Here is a 17,979-nt window from a genome sequence, read left to right as displayed (position 1 = left end):
CACCACCCTCTCCGGGAGCCGTCACCGGAGGAGGAGCGACGGTCAGGTCGCGCGAGTGGCCTCGACCGGGGCACCGTCCGGGTACTCGGCCAGCCCTGGCGGAAGAACGTCGGCCGGCGGCGGCGAACCGAGGCCCGGGGCCTCCGGCTCGCCCGGGGCACGGACCGCCAGCCCGTAGTGCGAGTACAGCTCGACCTCGTCGTGGGGGCTGAGGAGCGCGTCGGCCGCCACGCTGGGTGCGGCGAGGACGGTGAGCTTGTCGAACGGGACACGCAGCGCGGCGTCGGCGATGGTGGCACCGTCGAGCGGGACGAAGTGCTCGCCGGTACCGAGCAGCCCGGTGCGGACGGTCACCCACGCCGGACGGCCGCCGGCGTTGTCGAGGTAGACGTCACCGACCTTGCCGATCCGCTCGCCGTCAGGACCGCGGACGACGCCGCCCGCCTCGAGCAGCTCGCGGACCTCGTTCTCGCTCACCATCGCTGCGCCTCTCCCCTCAGATAACTTTCTGATAACGGTAGGCGCGGTCGAGCGTCCGTGCGAGTCGGCGGCTCACTCGTCCCGTCCATCGGCGAGGGACCCGACGGCGACGAGGAAGCCGTCGTCGTCGACGACCTCGCCACCGACGGCACCGTGCAGCAGCGCGGTGAGCCGTTCCACCAGCAGCCGGGCGGCGGTCCGCCGGCGGCGGCCGGCCAGCGGGGGCCGCGGGCCGAGGGCGGTCTCGGGATCGGCGGGCCGCCACCGCACCTCGTAGGTGACGACGCCGTTGCGCGCCCACGGCATGGCCCGCAGCGCGGGCTCCGGCGGGACGTCCCCGGACACGCCGATCTCGATGAGGTCACCGTCGGCGCTGTCGCCTGCGGCGAGCGCACCGTCGCGGCGCGGCGCCCCGACGAGTGCGTAGCCGTCGAGCACCTGCGGCTGGGCGAGCACCGCACGGTCGAGCGCGTCGGCCTCGGCGTGCAGCCAGGCCCGCTCGTTCTCGTCCAACGCGCCCGGCGGCGGCCGGTGCGCCGCGGGGCCGACGGACGCCTCGGCACCGGCGGGCTGTGTCGCGCCGTCGAGCGGGGCCTCGTCGTGGGGCAGCCGCAGGGTCGGCAGCTGGGGCGCCAGCACCTGCGCGCAGGCGTCCGGGTCGAGCCACACGGTGCTGTGCACGGTGAGGTCGACCGCGGTGGCCGGGTCGGGCACGAGCACCGTGCCGGTTCCCGCCAGCCGGACCGCCCCGCCGAGCCGGCGCGCCTGCGCGAGGAGGTGGCGCAGCACCCGGCCCTCGAGCCCAACCGGCTCGCCGTCGGGGAAGGCGTCGAGCAGCCCGCCGAGGCCGAGCAGCTCGCGTGGCACCGGCCCGGACCGTTCGATGGGGCAGCGCAGCAGCATCGCCAGCACCGCCCATCGCGGCAGGTCGAGCGCGGTGCGCAGCGCGTCGTCCAGCTGCCACGGACCGGTGAGCTGGGCGGCGCCGGTGACCCGGAGCGACGAGGGGCCGGTCCAGCCGGCGTCGTCGAAGTGGGAGGCAGCGAGCGCCTCGACCTCGTCGGGAGTCACCGCCCCCGGCAGTACGAGCAGGTGGCGCGGCTCGGCGAGCGTGCGGTCCAGCAGCGGCAGGCGATCCTCGGCCATGGCTACCCGACCGAGATCTTGCTGAAGCTCAGGTGCGATCGGGACGCGGTGGGGCCACGCTGGCCCTGGTAGCGCGACCCCTGCGCGCCGGAGCCGTAGGGGTGCTCCGCCGGGCTGGAGAGCTGGAAGAAGCACAGCTGACCGATCTTCATCCCGGGCCACAGCGTGATCGGCAGCGTCGCGGTGTTCGACAGCTCGAGCGTCACGTGCCCGGTGAAGCCCGGGTCGATGAAGCCGGCCGTCGAGTGGGTGAGCAGGCCCAGACGTCCCAGCGAGGACTTCCCCTCGAGCCGGGCGGCGACGTCGTCGGGCAGCGTGACCAGCTCGTGAGTGGCACCGAGCGCGAACTCGCCGGGGTGGAGGACGAACGGTTCATCGGCCGGCACCTCGACGAGCCGGGTGAGCTCGGACTGGTCCTGCGCCGGGTCGATCACCGGGTAGCGGTGGTTGTCGAACAGCCGGAACCACCGGTCGAGCCGGACATCGATGCTCGCGGGCTGGATCATCGCGGGGTCGTAGGGCTCGAGGGTGACGCGGCCGGCGTCGATCTGGGCGCGGATGTCGCGGTCGGAGAGCAGCACGAGCCGATTGTGCCTCATCGCGCGGCCCGACGGTCAGGAGACTGCGGCATCCCGCGCGGCGTCGACCATCCTGGTCGCCCACTCGACTGCCGTGGTTCTCAGGCGGCCTCGGGTGCCGGCACGAGCGAGACCGCACCGATGAGCGCGCGTCCGTCCCGGCGGATCTCGGCAAGCAGGCGCTCGCCCGGCGCCGCCATCGCCAGCAGCTCGTCGGCGGAACGGTCGAGCAGCTCACATGAGTTGCCGGTCCAGCGAGTGACCTGGTCGGCGAAGTCGGTCAGGTCACGGTGCCAGTCCTCGTCCCCCTCCTCGACGGCAGGAGGCCGGATGACGAGAAGGTCGATGTCACTGGACACATCACCGTCGCCCCTCGCGGCGGATCCGTAGACGACGACGCCGTCGGGAGCGTGAGTCCAACCGTTCGTGTGCTCCGCGATCCGCTCCCAGAGCTGGACGCGCAGGGATGCCAGCGCCTCGACCGGGCCGGCGGCGAGGTGTTCACGGTTGAAAGTAAACAGCGAGGCGGAGCCAGCGGGCACCCGGGTCACGAGCCCCGCCTCGGCGAGCTCGTTGAGGATCCGCGCGGCCCGAGCCTGGGAAACACGCGGCCGGGTCAGCTCGGCGATCGACCGCCCGGTGAGTGGCGTCGTCGTGGCCGCCAGGACGGCGAGCACTGGCCCGTGGGCGGACGGCACCACGTCGGCCATCGGGTTCGACACGTCCATTCGTCTTTCCCCTGAGAACTCAGCGACTCACGTGATCAGTCTTGTACTCACGCGAGTCCCGTCTCGGCCACCAGCAGACTCAGCCAGACCCGGCGTGGCCGCCTCCAGGCTCCTGACCTACGCCTTCATATGGAGCGGGTGACGGGAATCGAACCCGCGCTATCAGCTTGGGAAGCTGAAGTTCTACCATTGAACTACACCCGCGCGGCAACGCATCGCGCTGCCAGCCGACACTATACCGGCTGTCGCGGCGGCACCGAAAATCTCCCGGTCAGCCGGCGGTGAGAACCGCCCAGCCGAAGCCGTCGAGCTCGACCGCCGCGCCGTCGAGCCGGCCCGCACCCGCCGCGACCGCCGTCGCTGCCGGGACGTCCAGCCGCGCCGGCTGCTCGTCGATGTTGAGGGCGACGACGAGGCTCTCGCCGCTGGGCCCGGCGACCCGGTAGACCAGCTCGGTGTTCGTCGTCGTGAGGATCTCCGGGCGGGCGTCCCACAGCCACGGGTGGCGGCGGCGAAGGGCGAGCAGCTCGCGGTGGAGGGCATGGACCTGCCACCCGCCGGGGACCAGCTCGCCGGGCTGCTGGGGGAACTCGGGCCGGACGGCGTCGTCGCCCCCCGCCCGCTCCTCCTTCACGCCACGCATGCCCTGCTCGTCACCCGCGTAGACAGTCGGGGTGCCGCCCACCGTCAGCAGCACGACCAGGGCGTGCGTCAGCCGTCGGGGGTCCTCGAGCCGGCTGGCGATCCGGGTGACGTCGTGGTTGCCGACGAAGGTCAGCGGCACGAAGGTCTCGAGGAACTCCGCGTGCCGGGTCAGCGACCAGGCAAGCTCGTGGAGGTTGACGTCGTTCAGCGAGCTCCAGATCGCCTTCCACAGCTCGTACTGGGTGACCGCGTCGACCCCGGAGCCGGTGACGAAGGCGGCGTAGTCACCGTGGATGACCTCGCCGAAGATGTAGGCGTCCGGGTGCTTGGCACGTACCCGCGGCAGCACCTCGGCCCAGAACGACGCCGGGACGGCGTACGCGGCGTCGAGGCGCCAACCGTCGATCCCGCGGTCCAGCCAGTACGTCATGACATCGGCGACGTGCGCCACCACCGCCGGGTTGGCGTGGTCGAGCGCGACGAGCGCCTCGTGGCCCTCGAAGCTCTCGTAGCCGGGCTCGTCCCCCGGGCCGGCGCCCGACGGCCAGCTGAGCCGGAACCAGCCGGCCGACGCCGCGTCGGGACCGTCCCGCAGGACCTCGGCGAACCGCGGGAACCCGCGCCCGACATGGTTGAAGACACCGTCGAGGGTGACCCTCACGCCACGGGCCCGGCAGGCGTCGATGAGCGCGAGAAGGTCCTCCTCGGTCCCGAGCCGGGGGTCGACACGAAAGTGGTCGACGGTGTCGTAGCCGTGAGTCTCGGCGGCGAACACCGGGCCGAGGGCGAGGCCGTTGAGCCCGAGGTCGAGCAGGTAGTCGAGCCAGTCGACCAGCCGGCGCAGACGTGGTTCCGGTGGGGCACCGTCCGGCAGCGCCGCCGGCTCGGCCCCGAGGAACCCCAGCGGGTAGACGTGCCACCACATCGCGTGCCGCACCCAGTCGGTCATCGGTCTCCCTGGTCGTCCGTGCCCCTCGGGACGGCGGGTCGGTGCGTCGCCCCACCGCCACTATGCCCGATCGTCGCCCCCGCTGCGCCGGCACGGAACAACCTGGCGCTCCCGCCCGTTCCATGGGTGTGACCACGCACTCCCAAGACCCTGACCCTGCTCATCTCCCGGCGCCGACCGACGCGTCGCCATCGACGTGGCTGACTGCCGTCGACCCCGTCGCTCGCGCCCGGCAGGAGCTGCGGAACGCGGCGCCGAGTGAGCACCTCGCCACCATCCTCGACCTTGAGGGTGGCTCCGACCGGCTCGCGACCGCGCGCCACCAGGTGCTCGGGGGCGTCGAGGAGCTCACCGGGCTCCGGGCGGGCGAGCTGCACACGCTGCTGGCGGTGGCCGACGGCGCGGAGCATCACCGTGACGTCGCGCGCCGGACCGGCCAGGCCGATGCGGCGGCCGCCGCGACGATCGACGGCCTGGTCCGCCACGGTCTGCTCGACCGCCACCACCACCCGAGCGAGCCGAACGCCGAGGCGACGCAGACGCTCGTCCACGTGACCCCGCGCGGCCAAGCCGTGCTGGGCCAGTCGGAGGCGATCCGGGTACGGCTCCTCGACAAGATCGCCGGGTCGCTCGAGGACGTCGATCTGGAGACCGCGCGCAGCACCGTCGACGCGCTGCACCACTCGCTCACTGTTGGAGCGGGGCGCCAGCCGCGGCAGATCGGCGGCACGCCGAGCGCCTCGTAGCGCGCCGCAGGACGGTTACGGCAGTCCGACCCCGACCCCGCGCCCGCTCGGGGGCCGCTGGCCTGGTGGCCGGATCCGCTCGATAACCGGCGCGAGGATCTCGGCGAGCTCGGTGACCTGCCGGGGGTCGAGCGCGTCGAAGATGAGCGACCGGACGTCATTGACGTGGAGCGGGGCCGTCACCCGCACCTTGTCCATGCCGGCGTCGGTCAGCGTGGCGACCCGCGCCCGCGGGTTGTGCGGGGACCTCGCCCGCTCGACCCAGCCCTGACGTTCCAGCCGAGTGAGGACGTGCGACAGCCGGGAGAGCGAGCCCGAGGTGAGCTCGGCGAGATCGCTCAGCTGCAGCGTGCGCTCCTCGTTCTCCGAGAGCATCGCCATGACCATGTACTCGTAGAACGTGATGCCGGCCTGCTGCTGCATCCGCGTGTCGAGGGCGCCCGGTAGGGTCGTGACCAGCTCGGTGATGCTCAGCCAGCTCTCTCGCTCCGTCGTGGACAGCCACCGGGGGTCACCCGGTTGGTCACCAGCCATCTGCACTCCTTCAAGGTTGAGGCTTCAACTATAGAGGAGTGCGAGCTTGCCGTCAATGCCCGCCGCCGGCTCAGCCGTCGGTGAAGCGGGGCCGCCGCTACCGCCTCGCCACATCGGGTGACTTCCGTCAGCCCCGCGCTGACGGAACTTACCCGATCCGCCGGGCGGGGCCGGCGCCGCCGGGTGGGGCGGGCGCAGCCGGCGCCACCGGCTCAGCCGACCACCAGCGGGGCGAGGAGCCGCGCCACCAGCCAGCTCGCCGCGCCGAGGACCACGACGAAGCTGAGGTTCCAGCCCACCGCGGGCAGCGGCGTCAGTCGCGCGAGCACCCCCGGGTCGGAGCCGCGCGAGGGTCCCCGCACCACCGCCGCGAGGTGCCGCCACGCCCCCAGGGTGAGCAGCACCCCGGTGGCGACGAGCGCGAGCCCCTGCGCGGCCGGCGCGCCGGCCCACCACAGCCAGCCCACGCCGCCGGTCGCCGCAAGCATGACGAGCAGGGTGTACCAGGACCGGACGCGGACCAGCGACACCACGAGGATCACAGTGAGGCCGCCGAGCACCGGCGCTGCCCATCCCCGCGTCGCCGACCACACGAGAACGAGCCCGACGACGGCCGGCGCCGGGTAGCCCGCCCACGTCGTCACCACCCTGCCAGGGCCATGCTGCGGCCCGACCGTCACCGCATGGCCGGACATGTCGGCCCGGAGGACGAGGCCGGTGAAGGACCGGCCGACCAGGATCCCGACGACGCCGTGCCCGAGCTCGTGGACCACCGTCACCGCCACCCGCAGCAGCCGCCAGAGCGACGGCACCAGGACGACCACCACCCCGAGCGCGAGCGCCGCCACCAGCGCCCCCGCGGGCAGGTCGAGGTCTGCGAGGGCGGCGTCCGTCCGCCAGCGCCGCGCCACCTCCTGCCACCAGGAACTCATCGGGCCATTCTCCCCGACCGCCGCGCCGCGCCAGTCCGGGCACGCGGGCCCTTCCTCTTCCAGAACAGGCAAGCCTGCGTAAAGTGACGGGTGTGCCCGGCACCCGTCTCGTCGTCGCCGCCGCCATCCTCGACGACCTCACGACGCCGTCGTGGCTGCTCGCGGCACGACGCTCCGCGCCCGCGGCTCTCGCCGGACGCTGGGAGCTTCCCGGCGGCAAGGTCGAAGCCGACGAGCTGCCCGAGGCCGCGGTGCACCGGGAGATCGCCGAGGAGCTCGGCGTCGGGCTCGTTCTCGGCGATGTCCTCACCGGGCCCCGCGCGGGGGACTGGCCGATCGATGACCGGTTGACGATGCGAGTGTGGTCGGCCGTCCTCGCCGCCGGTGAGCCGGCGCCGCTGGCCGATCACGACGAGCTGCGCTGGCTGCGGCGCGGCCGCTGGGGCGAGCTGGCCTGGCTACCGGCGGACGTCCCGATCGTCGCGGCCCTCGAGGCGCGCTACGGGTCTACCGGCGGGTCGGGCGGGCGGGTTACATGACGTCGCGGCACCACCGGTCGGTACCGACCGGCTGGCGGTCGCCGCAGGTGTCACCGAACTCCTCGTAGTCCGAGCCGAGCGGGGACTCCCAGTAGAGGTCGTCGCAGGCGGCGGCGTCACCGCCCGCACACTCGTCCCACAGCAGGTCGAGGCTGGGGTCGTCGCCCAGCGTGGTGGTCTCCAGCGAGGAGAAGATGCTCGTCGCGGCGAACACCAGCGCACCGACGAGGATGACGGCACCGATCACGATCGCGGCGATGAGCCCCTTCCGGTTGCCGGTCGGCTGCGGCTGGTAGCCGTACCCGGTTGCCGCGAGGTCCCCGGGCGTCGGCACGTAACCGCCCGGCTGGCCGAAGGGAGCGGGGCCCGGGGCGCCGTAGCCGTGCTGCCCGGTGGGCGGACCGACGGCCTGGCCCGCCGGCGGCGCGTACGGGTTGACCGCGGCGTGGAGGTTGACCGCCCGCGCCGGAGGGCCGCCGGGCGCGGCGTACGGATGCGGGGCCGGCCCACCGGCCGGAGGTTGGGGCTGCGCGGGAGTCGCCCAGGCGGTCGCCGAGCCGGCGGAGCGCCGGGCGAGCGCCGCCGCGACCGCCGGGTCACCGAGGCTGCCCAGCCAGCCGAGCACTTCCGGCGACGTCGAGGGGTTCGCGGCGACGAACTGCCGCAGGTCGGGCCGCGCCCCGGCCATCTGCTCGAGGACCGGCGGCGGTGTCCCCCGGTCGGTCGCCTGGTAGACGGTGAACTCGTCCGGGCGGGTCATGGTGCGTCCTTCATGGTGGATCGGGTGGTGGGGCGACGCGTCCTGGTTACCCACCACTCACGTCGGTGGGAGTATGCCCGGTCTCGTGGACCAGGGCCACGGCATCTCGCAGCCGCGCGACGTCGACCTGCCCCGGCGCCGACGCCCGGGTGACCGCGCCGAAGGTAAGCACCGAGCCGAACACCTCGCCGGCGAGCCGCGAGACGACACCGTCGGGACCCATCGCCATGGTGATCACCGGCACAGCGAGTCGCTGCGTCGCCTCGTGCGTGGCCGCGAGGAGCTCCAGCACGTCCATCGGGTCGTGCGCCATCACCGCGAGCTTGGCGACGTCGGCGCCTGCCTCGGCCATCCGGGTGAGCTCGGCGAGCATCTCGGCGCGCGGCGGGGTGCAGTCGAAGTGGTGCGCCGAGGCGATGACGACGACGCCGAGCTCGTGGGCCCGCGCCACGGCGTCGGGCAGCACCTCGCCCCTGGCCAGCTCGACGTCGACGGCGTCGTGACCGGCGCCGTCGCCAGCTGCCTCGATGAGCGCCCGAACGACGACGCCGAGCTCGGCGTCGCGCAGCGAGACCTCGCCGCCCTCGGCGGCGGTGCGCACGGTGGCCAGCAGCGGGATGTCACCGAGCCGCTCCCGCAGCCCGGCGAGGACGGTGACAAGGTCGTTGGGTGGAGTGGTGAGACCGCGGGCGGCGAGGAGGTAGTCGATCCGCCACTCCGCGACGTCGGCCCCGGCGGCGACAACGGCGTCGGCCTCGCGCAGGAGGTCCGCGGGCGTCGTCGCGCACAGCGGTGCGGCGATCTTCGCCGGCCCGGAGCCGAGAGTGACCTGCCGGAGCCGGACGGTCCCGTTCACCCTGCTACCTCCCTGGTCGATGCCTGCCTCGCGAGACCCTATAGCGACGTCGCCGACGCCGGTCTACCCGTTCACCTCACGGCACGATGACGATCTTGCCCGCCGTGTGCCCAGCCTCGACCTCCGCGAGCGCCGCGCCCGCCTGGTCGAGCGGGAAGGCCGCGGTCACCAGCGGGTCGACGACGCCGGCCGCGGCCGCGGCCGCGACGGCGGCGAGCGTCCCGTCCAGGTGCTGCCGGCCGCTGCCGCCGAGCTCGGCCGCCACGCCGGGGTCCGCCGCGGTCACCACGGTCCCGGTCGCGGCGAGCGCCGCGCCCGCCTGGTCGAGCGGGAAGGCCGCGGCAACCAGCGGTCCGACGCCGCCGGCCGCGGCCGCGGCCGCGACGGCGGCGAGCGTCCCGTCCAGGTGCTGCCGGCCGCTGCCGCCGAGCTCGGCCGCCACGCCGGGGTCCGCCGCGGTCACCACGGTCCCGGTCGCGGCGAGCGCCGCGCCCAGCGAGCGCAGCACCTCTCCACCGACGAGGTCGACGATGAGGTCGGCGCCGTCGGGCAGCAGCGTCCGCACCGCCTGCGGGGCATGCGGGCCCGACGGCACGTGAACGGCCCCAGCGCTCTCGACCACCTGGCGCTTCGCCTCGCTCGCCACTCCGAGCACCCGGGCGCCCCGTGCCCGGGCCAGCTGCACCGCCAGCCGTCCGACACCGCCGCCGGCACCGAGGACGACCACGCTCTGCCCGGGGCCGAGCGGCACCTGGTGGACGAGGTCATAGGCGGTGGTGCCGGCGATCGGCAGCGTCGCCGCCGCCTCGAAGCCGATCGAGGCTGGCTTGGCCACGACGGCGGCGGCCCGCACCAGGGTCTGCTCGGCGAACGCACCAGCACCGGGCGCGGGCGGCCCGAGCACGGCGTCACCGATCCGGACACCGGTGACGCCCGGACCGACGGCGGTGACCACCCCCGCCAGCTCGAGGCCCAGCGGGGCCGGCAGAACCTTGGTGGCGCCGAACAGCCCGGCCCGGATCTTCCAGTCCGCGGGATTGACCCCGGCGGCCCGGACCGCGACCGCGAGCTCGCCGGCGCCGGGCACCAGCGCCGGCCGCTCGACGAGCTGCTGGTTCTCCGGCCCGCCCGGGGCGGTGAACACGTAGACCTTGGGCATCTGGCTCTCCTTGCTGCTACTCACTCGACGGCGCGGAACCTGCTGTGCTGCGCGCTGGCGCCTACGGTGCGAGCGACGGCACCGAACGGCCGAACCGGTCACGCAACGCGCGACGAGCGGCGTGCCAGCCGTTCATCCCGTGCACCCCAGGCGCCGGCGGCGCGGCTGCCGAGCACAGGTACACCCCCGGGATGCCGAGCCGGTACGGGTCCCACCGGCCGGTCGGACCGAGGACGACCCGCGGCATCGTCATCGCACCACCGGCAATGTCTCCCCCGACGTAGCTCTCGTTAGTGTCGGCGAGACGGGCCGCCGGGACGGCTCGTGAGGTGACGACGAGGTCGCGGAACCCCGGGGCGAACCGCTCGATCTGCGCGGTGACGGCCTCGGTCATGTCGAGCGTGGAACCCGCCGGGACGTGGGTGTAGGTCCACAGCGGCCGCAGGCCGCCGTGGCTGCGGCCCGGGTCGGCGACGGTCGGGTCGGACAGCAGCACCGCCGGCTGTCGCGGGTGCACGCCGCGCGCGACGTCGAGCTCCGCTGCCGCCATCTCCTCCCGGGTGCCGCCCACGTGCACCGTCGCCGCCCCGCCGACCTCCGGCGCGGCCCACGGCACCGGCCCGGAGAGGACGAAGTCGACCTTCGACGCGGCATCGCCATGGCGGTGGCGCCGCAGCCGGCGCCGGACGTCGGCCGGTAGCCGCTCGCCCCAGATCTGCGCCGCGGCCCCCGGGCTGGTGTCGAGGAGGTACGCACGTGCCCGCGGCAGCTCGGCCCACGTCGCCACCCGGTGGCGGGTGCGGACCTGCCCGCCGTGCGCCTCGAGGTCGGCCACGAGCGCGTCGGTGATCGCCTGCGAGCCACCCACCGGCAGGGTCCAGCCGCCGTGGTGCGCCAGCGCGCCGAGCATGAGGGCGGTGCCCGCCGGTGCCAGCGCGGGCAGCGCGGAGATCGCGTGCATCGCGACACCGGTGAGGAGCGCTGGTGCGGCGTCCGCGGTGAACGGCCGGTTCCACAGCGCCGTCCCCTGCTCGAGGACGCGCAGCCCGAACGCGACGGCACCGCGCACCCCGGCGGGGCTGCGCAGCGGAGCCGGGATGCCGCGCATGTCGCCGAGCGAGACGGCCAGCACCGCCTCGAGGTCCCGTACCAGCGGGCCGAACAGCCGCCGCCAGGCGTCTCCGTCCGGGCCGAGGTTGTCGACCGTCCGCTCGAGGTCGCGGTAGGCGAGCCCCGCCCGGCCGCCGTCGAGCGGTTGCGCGTAGGAGATCGCGGGCGCCCGCAGCTCGACACCTCGGGCCACGAGGTCGAAGGCCCGGAAGAACGGGCTCGAGGTCGCCAGCGGGTGCACCGCGGAGCAGAGGTCGTGCTCGATGCCCGGGGCCAGCCCGAGGTCCGCGGTGCGCGCCCCGCCACCGACGGTCGGCTGCGCCTCGAGGACGACGACGCCGAGCCCGGCCCGGGCCATCGTCACTGCTGCCGCGAGCCCGTTGGGACCCGAGCCGACGACGACGACATCGGTCACCTCACGCGCGGCACTCATCGCCCCAGTGTGGCTCATCCGGTGGTGACGGACCCGTCGACCACCTGCGGCTCGCCGTCGGGTTCCGCCTTCCGGGCGCGGCGCTGAGCGATCCGGCCGGCGACGCCGACCTCGGCTCGGCGCCAGGTCGCCGAGGTCACGAAGATCGCGTCGAACGCGATCATCGAGAGCGAGAACCACGGCAGGCCCATGAGCACCGCGATGCCGACGTGCATGAGGATGACGCCGACGAGCGCGAGCCGCCTGGTCACCGGGTGCAGGAGCCCGATGGCGAAGAACAGCTGGACGAAGACCGCGAAGTACGTCGCGGCGGTGACCATCACCGGGTTGAGCGTGAGCAGCGAGTTCAGCCACGGGAAGACGCCGTACTCGTGCAGGCTCAGCGGGTAGTAGAGGGCGGTGCCGTTCTGCCACAGCTCGCCCTGCACCTTGAACAGGGCCGACGCCGTGTAGAGGATGAAGAGCTGCAGCGCGAGCGCGACGAGCGCGACGTTGTGCAGCGGGTTGGTCAACCAGGCCGGGAGCACCGGCCGACCGACGAGCACGTCGCCGAGCAGCCCGGTCCGCGCGGCGCGGGCCGAGCGCCGGCGTCGCCGGGCGTCCAGCGACCAGTGCTCGGCGGTGGACATGAACAGCATGAGCACCAGCCCGATCCGGGCGATGTTGTCCCCCTGGTCCCCGACGAGACCGTTGCGCTCCACCAGCGCGGTCATCCCGATCGCGAGCACCGCGGTGGCGAGCCGCGTCCGCCAACCGACGATGACGGCGACCGCCACCAGCGCGAGCGCGAAGTACTTGAGGGTGAAGACGATGGGGCTCTCGCCCGCGAAGATGCCGCTGAGGGAGTCGAACCCGGTCGTCTGGCGGTAGGCGTCGATCCAGCTGGAGCCCGGGCCCCACACCGCGTGGCGGGTGCCGAAGTTGGCGACGAGGATGCCGAGCAGCGCGACGCCGACGAGGATCCGGGCGGCGGACAGCCCGTAGGTCGCGCGCTTGGCGCCGACCAGCCAGGTCTCGACGAACCCGACGGCGTCGCGTGCGCCGTCGCGGGCCCACGTGATCGTGCTCATTCCAGGCCCTCTCGGATGGCGTTCGGGTAGGACTCGAACAGCGCGGCGGTCTCCGCGGTGACGTCGGCCGCCGGCCGCCAGCCGTACTCGCGGTAGGTGCGCTCGGCGTCGTCGATGTCCCGCTCGTGGCGGTCGTTGAACGACGGTGTGTAACGGATCGAGCTGCGGTACTGCACGTGGGTGGTCTCCTCGGACCAGGTGGCGACCGCGAAGTACGTCGCCAGCGACGTCGCCACCGAGTCGTAGCGCAGGTAGCCGTCGACGGTGCTCGCCCCGGCCGCGCCGTCGTCGTCCACCGCCAGCAGCCGCTCGCGCAGCTCGGCGATCGGCGTCGTGAAGTAGCTGGCCTCGGCCTGCGTGCGCTGGCCGGCGCTCATGTCACCCATCCGGGTGTTGAGGTGGTTGGCGACGCGGCGCGCGGCGAGCGAGAGTCGTGGGGGGAACGGGTTGCCCCGGATGAGCGAGTCCTCGCCGTCGACGAGAGGGACCCAGTCAGAGATCCGCTCCTCGCCGGTCTCGGCGTCACGCACCATGGCGCGGACATCCAGCTCGACGGCGGCGCGACGCGGGGTCGGGGCGAAGATCCGCCAGTTCTGGTCGAACACCGGCATGACGTAGCTCCGGACGACGTCGGCGCCGATCGCCTCCTTCACCGGTGTGCTCGGCCCCACCCAGAGCCCGATGAACAGGGTGTGGACCAGCGCCACGGCGATGAGCGGCCACAGCACGAGGCGTGCTCGGCGGGTCACCGGGATCTCGCCTCCGGTCACCGCGGGGCCGTTACTTCTACGCATGTCGTCCTTCGTCGGGTCAACGGCGAACGTGGCCGTATGGCCCGGCTGCTGCCGGGCCATACGGCCACGTTCATGCCTCAGGCGCTATCAGCCTCGGGCGGCGTGCTTCCGCGACCACAGGGTCACGGCGGCTCCACCGATCAGGACCATCGCGGCAATGGCCGCGATCGCCAGGCCACCGAAGCCGGTGACCGGCAGCGACGGCGAGGACGGCGACGACGGCGCCGGCGACGGGCTCGTCGCTGCCACCACCGTCACGGTGTCGCTGGCACTGAGGCCCTCACCGGTGGCGGTGACGGTCAGCGCGCCCAGCGCGGTGCCGGCCGGGACGACCAGCGAGTCGCTGAAGCTGCCGTCCTCGGAGACGACGACCGTGTGCTCAGCGACGACGTCGCCGTTGCTGTCGGTGTACACCACCGTGATCGTCGAACCCGGGACGTAGCCCGAGCCGCCGATCTCGATCGTGTCACCAACGACGACACGGTCCGGCGAGGCGTCGACCGACGGGTCGTAGTCGCCCGCGTCGGGGTCCGTCCCGGCGTCCGGGTCGGTGCCCGCATCCGGGTCAGTCCCAGCGTCCGGGTCGGTTCCCGCACCGCCGTCGACAACCGTGACGACGTCAGACGCCGCGAGGCCATCGCTGACAGCAGTGATCGTCAGCGGGCCCACCGGCGTGCCGGCAGGCACGACGAGCGAGTCCGTGAAGCTGCCGTCATCGCCGACCGTCACCTGGTGCTCCGCGACGATGGTGCCGTCGCTGTCGGTGTAGACGACCGTCACCGTCGAGCCCGGGACGTAGTCCGAGCCCTGGACCGTGATCGTGTCACCCACGGCGACCTCGTCCGGCGCGCCCACGATGACGGGGGCGTAGTCGCCGTCCGGGTCGGTGCCCGCGTCGGGGTCCGTGCCAGCGTCCGGGTCCGTACCCGCGTCCGGGTCGGTGCCCGCGTCGGGGTCCGTACCGGCGTCCGGGTCCGTACCCGCATCCGGGTCGGTGCCCGCGTCGGGGTCAGTCCCAGCATCCGGGTCGGTGCCCGCGTCGGGGTCAGTCCCAGCGTCCGGGTCCGTACCGGCATCCGGGTCGGTGCCCGCGTCGGGGTCCGTGCCAGCGTCCGGGTCCGTACCCGCGTCCGGGTCGGTGCCCGCGTCGGGGTCAGTCCCAGCATCCGGGTCGGTGCCCGCGTCGGGGTCAGTCCCAGCGTCCGGGTCCGTACCGGCATCCGGGTCGGTGCCCGCGTCGGGGTCCGTGCCAGCGTCCGGGTCGGTGCCCGCGTCTGGGTCCGTACCGGCGTCCGGGTCAGTACCGGCGTCCGGGTCGGTGCCCGCGTCGGGGTCCGTACCGGCGTCCGGGTCAGTGCCCGCGTCGGGGTCCGTGCCGGCGTCCGGGTCGGTGCCCGCGTCGGGGTCCGTCCCCGCGTCCGGCTCGATCACGGTGACGACATCAGCGGCCGAAAGGTCGCCGCTGACAGCAGTGATCGTCAGCGGCCCCAGCGGCGTGCCGACCGGCACGACGAGCGAGTCCGTGAAGCTGCCGTCATCGCCGACCGTGCCCTCGTTCTGGCCGACGATGCTGCCCTCGCTGTCGGTGTAGACGACCGTCACCGTCGAGCCCGGAACATAGTCCGAGCCCTCGACCGTGACCGTGTCACCCACAGCAACCTCGTCCGGCGCGCCCACGACCGCGGGGTCGTAGTCACCATCCGGGTCAGTGCCCGCGTCCGGGTCAGTGCCCGCGTCGGGGTCCGTGCCGGCGTCCGGGTCAGTACCCGCGTCGGGGTCGGTGCCCGCGTCGGGGTCCGTACCAGCGTCCGGGTCAGTACCGGCGTCCGGGTCGGTACCCGCGTCGGGGTCCGTGCCGGCGTCCGGGTCAGTACCGGCGTCCGGGTCGGTGCCCGCGTCGGGGTCCGTACCAGCGTCGGGGTCCGTGCCCGCATCCGGGTCGGTGCCCGCGTCCGGGTCCGTACCAGCGTCCGGGTCCGTCCCAGCGTCCGGGTCAGTGCCGGCATCCGGGTCGGTACCAGCGTCGGGGTCCGTGCCAGCGTCCGGGTCGGTACCCGCGGCGGGGTCCGTGCCGGCGTCCGGGTTAGTACCGGCATCCGGGTCAGTCCAAGCATCCGGAGCGGTGCCCGCGTCCGGGTCCGTACCAGCGTCCGGGTCCGTCCCAGCGTCCGGGTCAGTGCCGGCGTCCGGGTCGGTGCCCGCGTCGGGGTCCGTCCCGGCGTCCGGGTCAGTACCGGCGTCCGGGTCCGTGCCCGCGTCCGGGTCGGTGCCCGCGTCCGGGTCGGTGCCCGCGTCCGGGTCCGTACCGGCGTCGGGGTCCGTCCCAGCGTCGGGGTCAGTGCCCGCATCGGGGTCAGTGCCCGCATCCGGGTCCGTCCCAGCGTCGGGGTCAGTACCGGCATCCGGGTCAGTACCGGCGCCTTCGATGACCTCGACCGTGTCCACAGCGGTGCGGGTCCCGTCGGTCGCACTGACTGTCAGGGCGCCCACGGCGGTGTTCTCCGGAACCGTGATGACGTCGGTGAACGCTCCGTCCTCGTCGACCACCACATCCTCGGAGGTCGCGACGACGGCGCCATCGCTGTCCGTGTAGGTGACCGTCACCGGCTGCTCGGGGGTGAAGGATTCGCCCTCAGCGGTCAGCTCGGCACCGATCTCGACCGGGTCGGGGCTGACGCTCAGCGCCGCCTCGATCTCGGAGACGCGCACCGTGGAGGACGCGAGGTCAACACCCACGCCACCGAGCGTGCCCGGCAGCACGTCGATCGCCAGCGCGCGAACCGTTGCGGAGTCCTCACCGAGGTCACCCTCGGCGGGCTGCTCGTTGATGGTGATCGTCGCGATCTGGCGAAGTACACCGTCGAGCACGGGCTCGAGCGGCTCCAGCACCAGGTCGACGACACCGGTGAGCGCGTCCGCGAGGACGTCAGCCTGGGTGGTCAGTGCGGTGTCGAGGATCGGCCCGAGGGCGGCGGTCACCGAGCCGAGCAGCGGCTGAACGACGAGGTTGATCAGCTCGCCAGCCGGAATGTTGATAAAACCGACACTGATATCGGCGATCGTTCCGAAGGTCGGCGCCGGAGCACCCTCGAGACCAGCAAAGCCTGCCAACGTACCGGTCAGGTCGATGTCCAAATCAGCGGAACCGATCCCGCCGAGCACATTGAGCTCACCACCGGCGTTGACCGTCAGCTCGCTCTCGTGCAGCGCGGTCAGCACCGTCTCGTTGACCGAGTCGAGCAGCGTGCCCACAGCGGTGGCCACTCCGTTGACGATGGCCTCGATGGTCTCATCGGTGAGCACGGACGTGTTCGGGTCCAGCCCGTTGAGGTCCTCGCCCTCGGTGCCCTTGAGCAGCTTGGCAATGTCGACACCGATCGTGCCCTGCGAGAGGTCGATGGTGACCAGCTCACCCGGCGAGGAGATCGGCGTGGTGAGCACGTCGTCCAGCGGCGGCAGCGTCACGTCGAGCGTGGCGGTCGGCCGCTCCAGCTGGGCAGTCACGAGCCCGAGGAGGTTGATCGCCGGCAGGTCGATGAGACCCAGCGCGTTGTCCACCAGGCCACCGGTACCGACGAGCCCGTCGAGGGACTCCTCGACCAGCGTGCCGGTCGCGTCGTAGGTGGTGGCGAGCGTGTTGGACAGCGTGCCGAGCAGCGGGCTGGAGACGTTGAGCTCCGCGCCAGCCAGGAGGTACTCGCGCTCGATCTCGCCATCGGCCGCCTCTGCGCGCGACGCGAGTGCGCCGAGCGCGACGGAGACCTCGTCGATGACGAGGTCGGTCAGGCCGTCGAGCTCGAGCTGGCCGAGCAGCGCCGTGAGGTCGAGCCGCGCGAGGTCCGTGCTGGAACCCGCGTCGAGGTCGATGACGCCGTCAGCACCGACGGCGCCGGAGGCGGCCGTCGATGTGGTGGCGCTCGGCGAAGCCGCGTACCCGTTGAGGACGCCGGCAGCGGCGCCGGCTCCGAGGTCGAGCAGGCCGCCGTTGGTGCCGTCGCTGATGAGCGGCAGCCCGATCGACGGAAGCTCGAGGTCGATGAGCGACTCGAGCACGGAGGCATCGATGTTCGCGCTGTTCGGCCCTGCATCGCTCGGGTTGCCGGACTCGGTCCGGATCACGTCGAGCAGATCAAGCCCTAGGAGGTCCGCGTTGATCAGCTGCGCGGCGGCCTCACTGTCGTCACTGGGTGCCGAGACGGCTCCCGATGCGCCCGCGACCGCGATGAGCGAGCCGGCAGCGATCGCCGCCAGAGGGCGCCGCCACCGTCTCACCGGTGGTCGTACTGCATGTCTTGCTGTCAAGAAAATCCCCCTCGTTGAACTCGACTACCGAGGGGGAGGGAGCACACGCGGGTGCACGAAGGGACGGTATCGCCCCACGCACCAGCACCGAAACCGCCCCCACCACTCGGCAACTATCTCCCTCAGGCGACCCGAAGAGACCGGTTGATCGGCCGATTTATCCGTTAGGGCCGCCGCCACGACCTTACGACGCCTGTCGACGACATTGAAAGGCGCGT

Annotated in this window: 16 protein-coding genes and 1 tRNA gene; 2 read left to right on the top strand and 15 right to left on the bottom strand. The window is 73.2% G+C overall.

Annotated elements, in window-relative coordinates:
* Positions 1–42: 42 nt before the first annotated feature.
* The 6 genes from V2J52_RS05770 to V2J52_RS05745 all read right to left on the bottom strand — a co-directional run bounded on the left by V2J52_RS05770 (position 43) and on the right by V2J52_RS05745 (position 4,526).
* Positions 43–477: a PRC-barrel domain-containing protein gene (locus tag V2J52_RS05770; RefSeq protein ID WP_331226726.1), complete on the bottom strand. Its 435-nt coding sequence runs from the start codon at positions 475–477 to the stop codon at positions 43–45.
* A gap of 75 nt (positions 478–552) precedes the next feature.
* On the bottom strand, positions 553–1,626 hold the full coding sequence (locus V2J52_RS05765) for a hypothetical protein (RefSeq protein WP_331226725.1): 1,074 nt from the start codon (positions 1,624–1,626) through the stop codon (positions 553–555).
* 2 nt (positions 1,627–1,628) lie between these two features.
* Entirely contained in the window at positions 1,629–2,207 is a 579-nt protein-coding gene (dcd, locus tag V2J52_RS05760) for a dCTP deaminase (protein WP_331226724.1), read from the bottom strand.
* A gap of 98 nt (positions 2,208–2,305) precedes the next feature.
* Positions 2,306–2,932, bottom strand: coding sequence for a nucleotidyltransferase domain-containing protein (locus V2J52_RS05755; RefSeq protein WP_331226723.1), 627 nt, complete (start codon positions 2,930–2,932; stop codon positions 2,306–2,308).
* A 130-nt stretch (positions 2,933–3,062) separates the two neighbouring features.
* Positions 3,063–3,136 (bottom strand) — tRNA-Gly (locus V2J52_RS05750).
* Between the two features lie 67 nt (positions 3,137–3,203).
* The gene (locus tag V2J52_RS05745) at positions 3,204–4,526 is read right to left on the bottom strand and encodes an alpha-amylase family protein (RefSeq protein ID WP_331226722.1); all 1,323 of its coding nucleotides are present in this window, start codon (positions 4,524–4,526) and stop codon (positions 3,204–3,206) included.
* A gap of 122 nt (positions 4,527–4,648) precedes the next feature.
* Here V2J52_RS05745 and V2J52_RS05740 point away from each other — a divergent pair, with 122 nt between their 5' ends.
* Positions 4,649–5,272 (top strand): MarR family winged helix-turn-helix transcriptional regulator, encoded by a 624-nt coding sequence (locus V2J52_RS05740; protein WP_331226721.1) that lies wholly within the window; start codon positions 4,649–4,651, stop codon positions 5,270–5,272.
* A 15-nt stretch (positions 5,273–5,287) separates the two neighbouring features.
* Here V2J52_RS05740 and V2J52_RS05735 read toward each other — a convergent pair whose 3' ends face one another.
* Together V2J52_RS05735 and V2J52_RS05730 are read right to left on the bottom strand one after the other, a co-directional pair.
* The gene (locus V2J52_RS05735) at positions 5,288–5,806 is read right to left on the bottom strand and encodes a MarR family winged helix-turn-helix transcriptional regulator (protein ID WP_331226720.1); all 519 of its coding nucleotides are present in this window, start codon (positions 5,804–5,806) and stop codon (positions 5,288–5,290) included.
* A gap of 212 nt (positions 5,807–6,018) precedes the next feature.
* The gene (locus V2J52_RS05730; RefSeq protein WP_331226719.1) at positions 6,019–6,738 is read right to left on the bottom strand and encodes a M50 family metallopeptidase; all 720 of its coding nucleotides are present in this window, start codon (positions 6,736–6,738) and stop codon (positions 6,019–6,021) included.
* A 92-nt stretch (positions 6,739–6,830) separates the two neighbouring features.
* Here V2J52_RS05730 and V2J52_RS05725 point away from each other — a divergent pair, with 92 nt between their 5' ends.
* Positions 6,831–7,277 carry a (deoxy)nucleoside triphosphate pyrophosphohydrolase gene (locus tag V2J52_RS05725; protein ID WP_331226718.1) on the top strand — a complete coding sequence of 149 codons (447 nt, stop codon included), beginning with the start codon at positions 6,831–6,833 and terminating at the stop codon, positions 7,275–7,277.
* Here the strand turns inward: V2J52_RS05725 and V2J52_RS05720 are convergent.
* From V2J52_RS05720 to V2J52_RS05690, 7 genes are all read right to left on the bottom strand, one after another.
* Positions 7,270–8,037, bottom strand: coding sequence for a variant leucine-rich repeat-containing protein (locus tag V2J52_RS05720; RefSeq protein ID WP_331226717.1), 768 nt, complete (start codon positions 8,035–8,037; stop codon positions 7,270–7,272). The two genes, V2J52_RS05725 and V2J52_RS05720, sit on opposite strands and share 8 nt — an antisense overlap.
* Before the next feature lie 46 nt (positions 8,038–8,083).
* Positions 8,084–8,893, bottom strand: coding sequence for a type I 3-dehydroquinate dehydratase (gene aroD, locus V2J52_RS05715; protein WP_331226716.1), 810 nt, complete (start codon positions 8,891–8,893; stop codon positions 8,084–8,086).
* A gap of 76 nt (positions 8,894–8,969) precedes the next feature.
* The gene (locus V2J52_RS05710) at positions 8,970–10,052 is read right to left on the bottom strand and encodes a quinone oxidoreductase family protein (protein ID WP_331226715.1); all 1,083 of its coding nucleotides are present in this window, start codon (positions 10,050–10,052) and stop codon (positions 8,970–8,972) included.
* 61 nt (positions 10,053–10,113) lie between these two features.
* Complete coding sequence (locus V2J52_RS05705) at positions 10,114–11,595, bottom strand: phytoene desaturase family protein (protein WP_331226714.1); 1,482 nt, start codon at positions 11,593–11,595, stop codon at positions 10,114–10,116.
* Positions 11,596–11,609: 14 nt separating this feature from the next.
* Entirely contained in the window at positions 11,610–12,665 is a 1,056-nt protein-coding gene (locus tag V2J52_RS05700; RefSeq protein WP_331226713.1) for an HTTM domain-containing protein, read from the bottom strand.
* Positions 12,662–13,459 carry a DUF5819 family protein gene (locus tag V2J52_RS05695; protein ID WP_331226712.1) on the bottom strand — a complete coding sequence of 266 codons (798 nt, stop codon included), beginning with the start codon at positions 13,457–13,459 and terminating at the stop codon, positions 12,662–12,664. Before V2J52_RS05695 ends, V2J52_RS05700 begins: the two co-directional genes overlap by 4 nt.
* Positions 13,460–13,546: 87 nt before the next feature.
* Positions 13,547–17,731 carry a choice-of-anchor G family protein gene (locus V2J52_RS05690; protein ID WP_331226711.1) on the bottom strand — a complete coding sequence of 1,395 codons (4,185 nt, stop codon included), beginning with the start codon at positions 17,729–17,731 and terminating at the stop codon, positions 13,547–13,549.
* Positions 17,732–17,979: the final 248 nt, after the last annotated feature.

The sequence above is a fragment of the Georgenia sunbinii genome (assembly GCF_036421875.1).
GTDB lineage: Bacteria > Actinomycetota > Actinomycetes > Actinomycetales > Actinomycetaceae > Georgenia_B > Georgenia_B sunbinii.
This window is presented reverse-complemented; position numbering and strand designations above follow the sequence as displayed.

Coding starts and splice junctions, on each gene's coding strand:
- V2J52_RS05755 (WP_331226723.1), bottom strand. CDS start 2,932: ATGGACGTGTCGAACCCGATGGCCGACGTGGTGCCGTCCGCCCACGGG.
- V2J52_RS05705 (WP_331226714.1), bottom strand. CDS start 11,595: ATGAGTGCCGCGCGTGAGGTGACCGATGTCGTCGTCGTCGGCTCGGGT.
- V2J52_RS05740 (WP_331226721.1), top strand. CDS start 4,649: ATGGGTGTGACCACGCACTCCCAAGACCCTGACCCTGCTCATCTCCCG.
- V2J52_RS05700 (WP_331226713.1), bottom strand. CDS start 12,665: ATGAGCACGATCACGTGGGCCCGCGACGGCGCACGCGACGCCGTCGGG.
- V2J52_RS05735 (WP_331226720.1), bottom strand. CDS start 5,806: ATGGCTGGTGACCAACCGGGTGACCCCCGGTGGCTGTCCACGACGGAG.
- V2J52_RS05720 (WP_331226717.1), bottom strand. CDS start 8,037: ATGACCCGCCCGGACGAGTTCACCGTCTACCAGGCGACCGACCGGGGG.
- V2J52_RS05765 (WP_331226725.1), bottom strand. CDS start 1,626: ATGGCCGAGGATCGCCTGCCGCTGCTGGACCGCACGCTCGCCGAGCCG.
- V2J52_RS05710 (WP_331226715.1), bottom strand. CDS start 10,052: ATGCCCAAGGTCTACGTGTTCACCGCCCCGGGCGGGCCGGAGAACCAG.
- V2J52_RS05745 (WP_331226722.1), bottom strand. CDS start 4,526: ATGACCGACTGGGTGCGGCACGCGATGTGGTGGCACGTCTACCCGCTG.
- V2J52_RS05730 (WP_331226719.1), bottom strand. CDS start 6,738: ATGAGTTCCTGGTGGCAGGAGGTGGCGCGGCGCTGGCGGACGGACGCC.
- V2J52_RS05695 (WP_331226712.1), bottom strand. CDS start 13,459: ATGCGTAGAAGTAACGGCCCCGCGGTGACCGGAGGCGAGATCCCGGTG.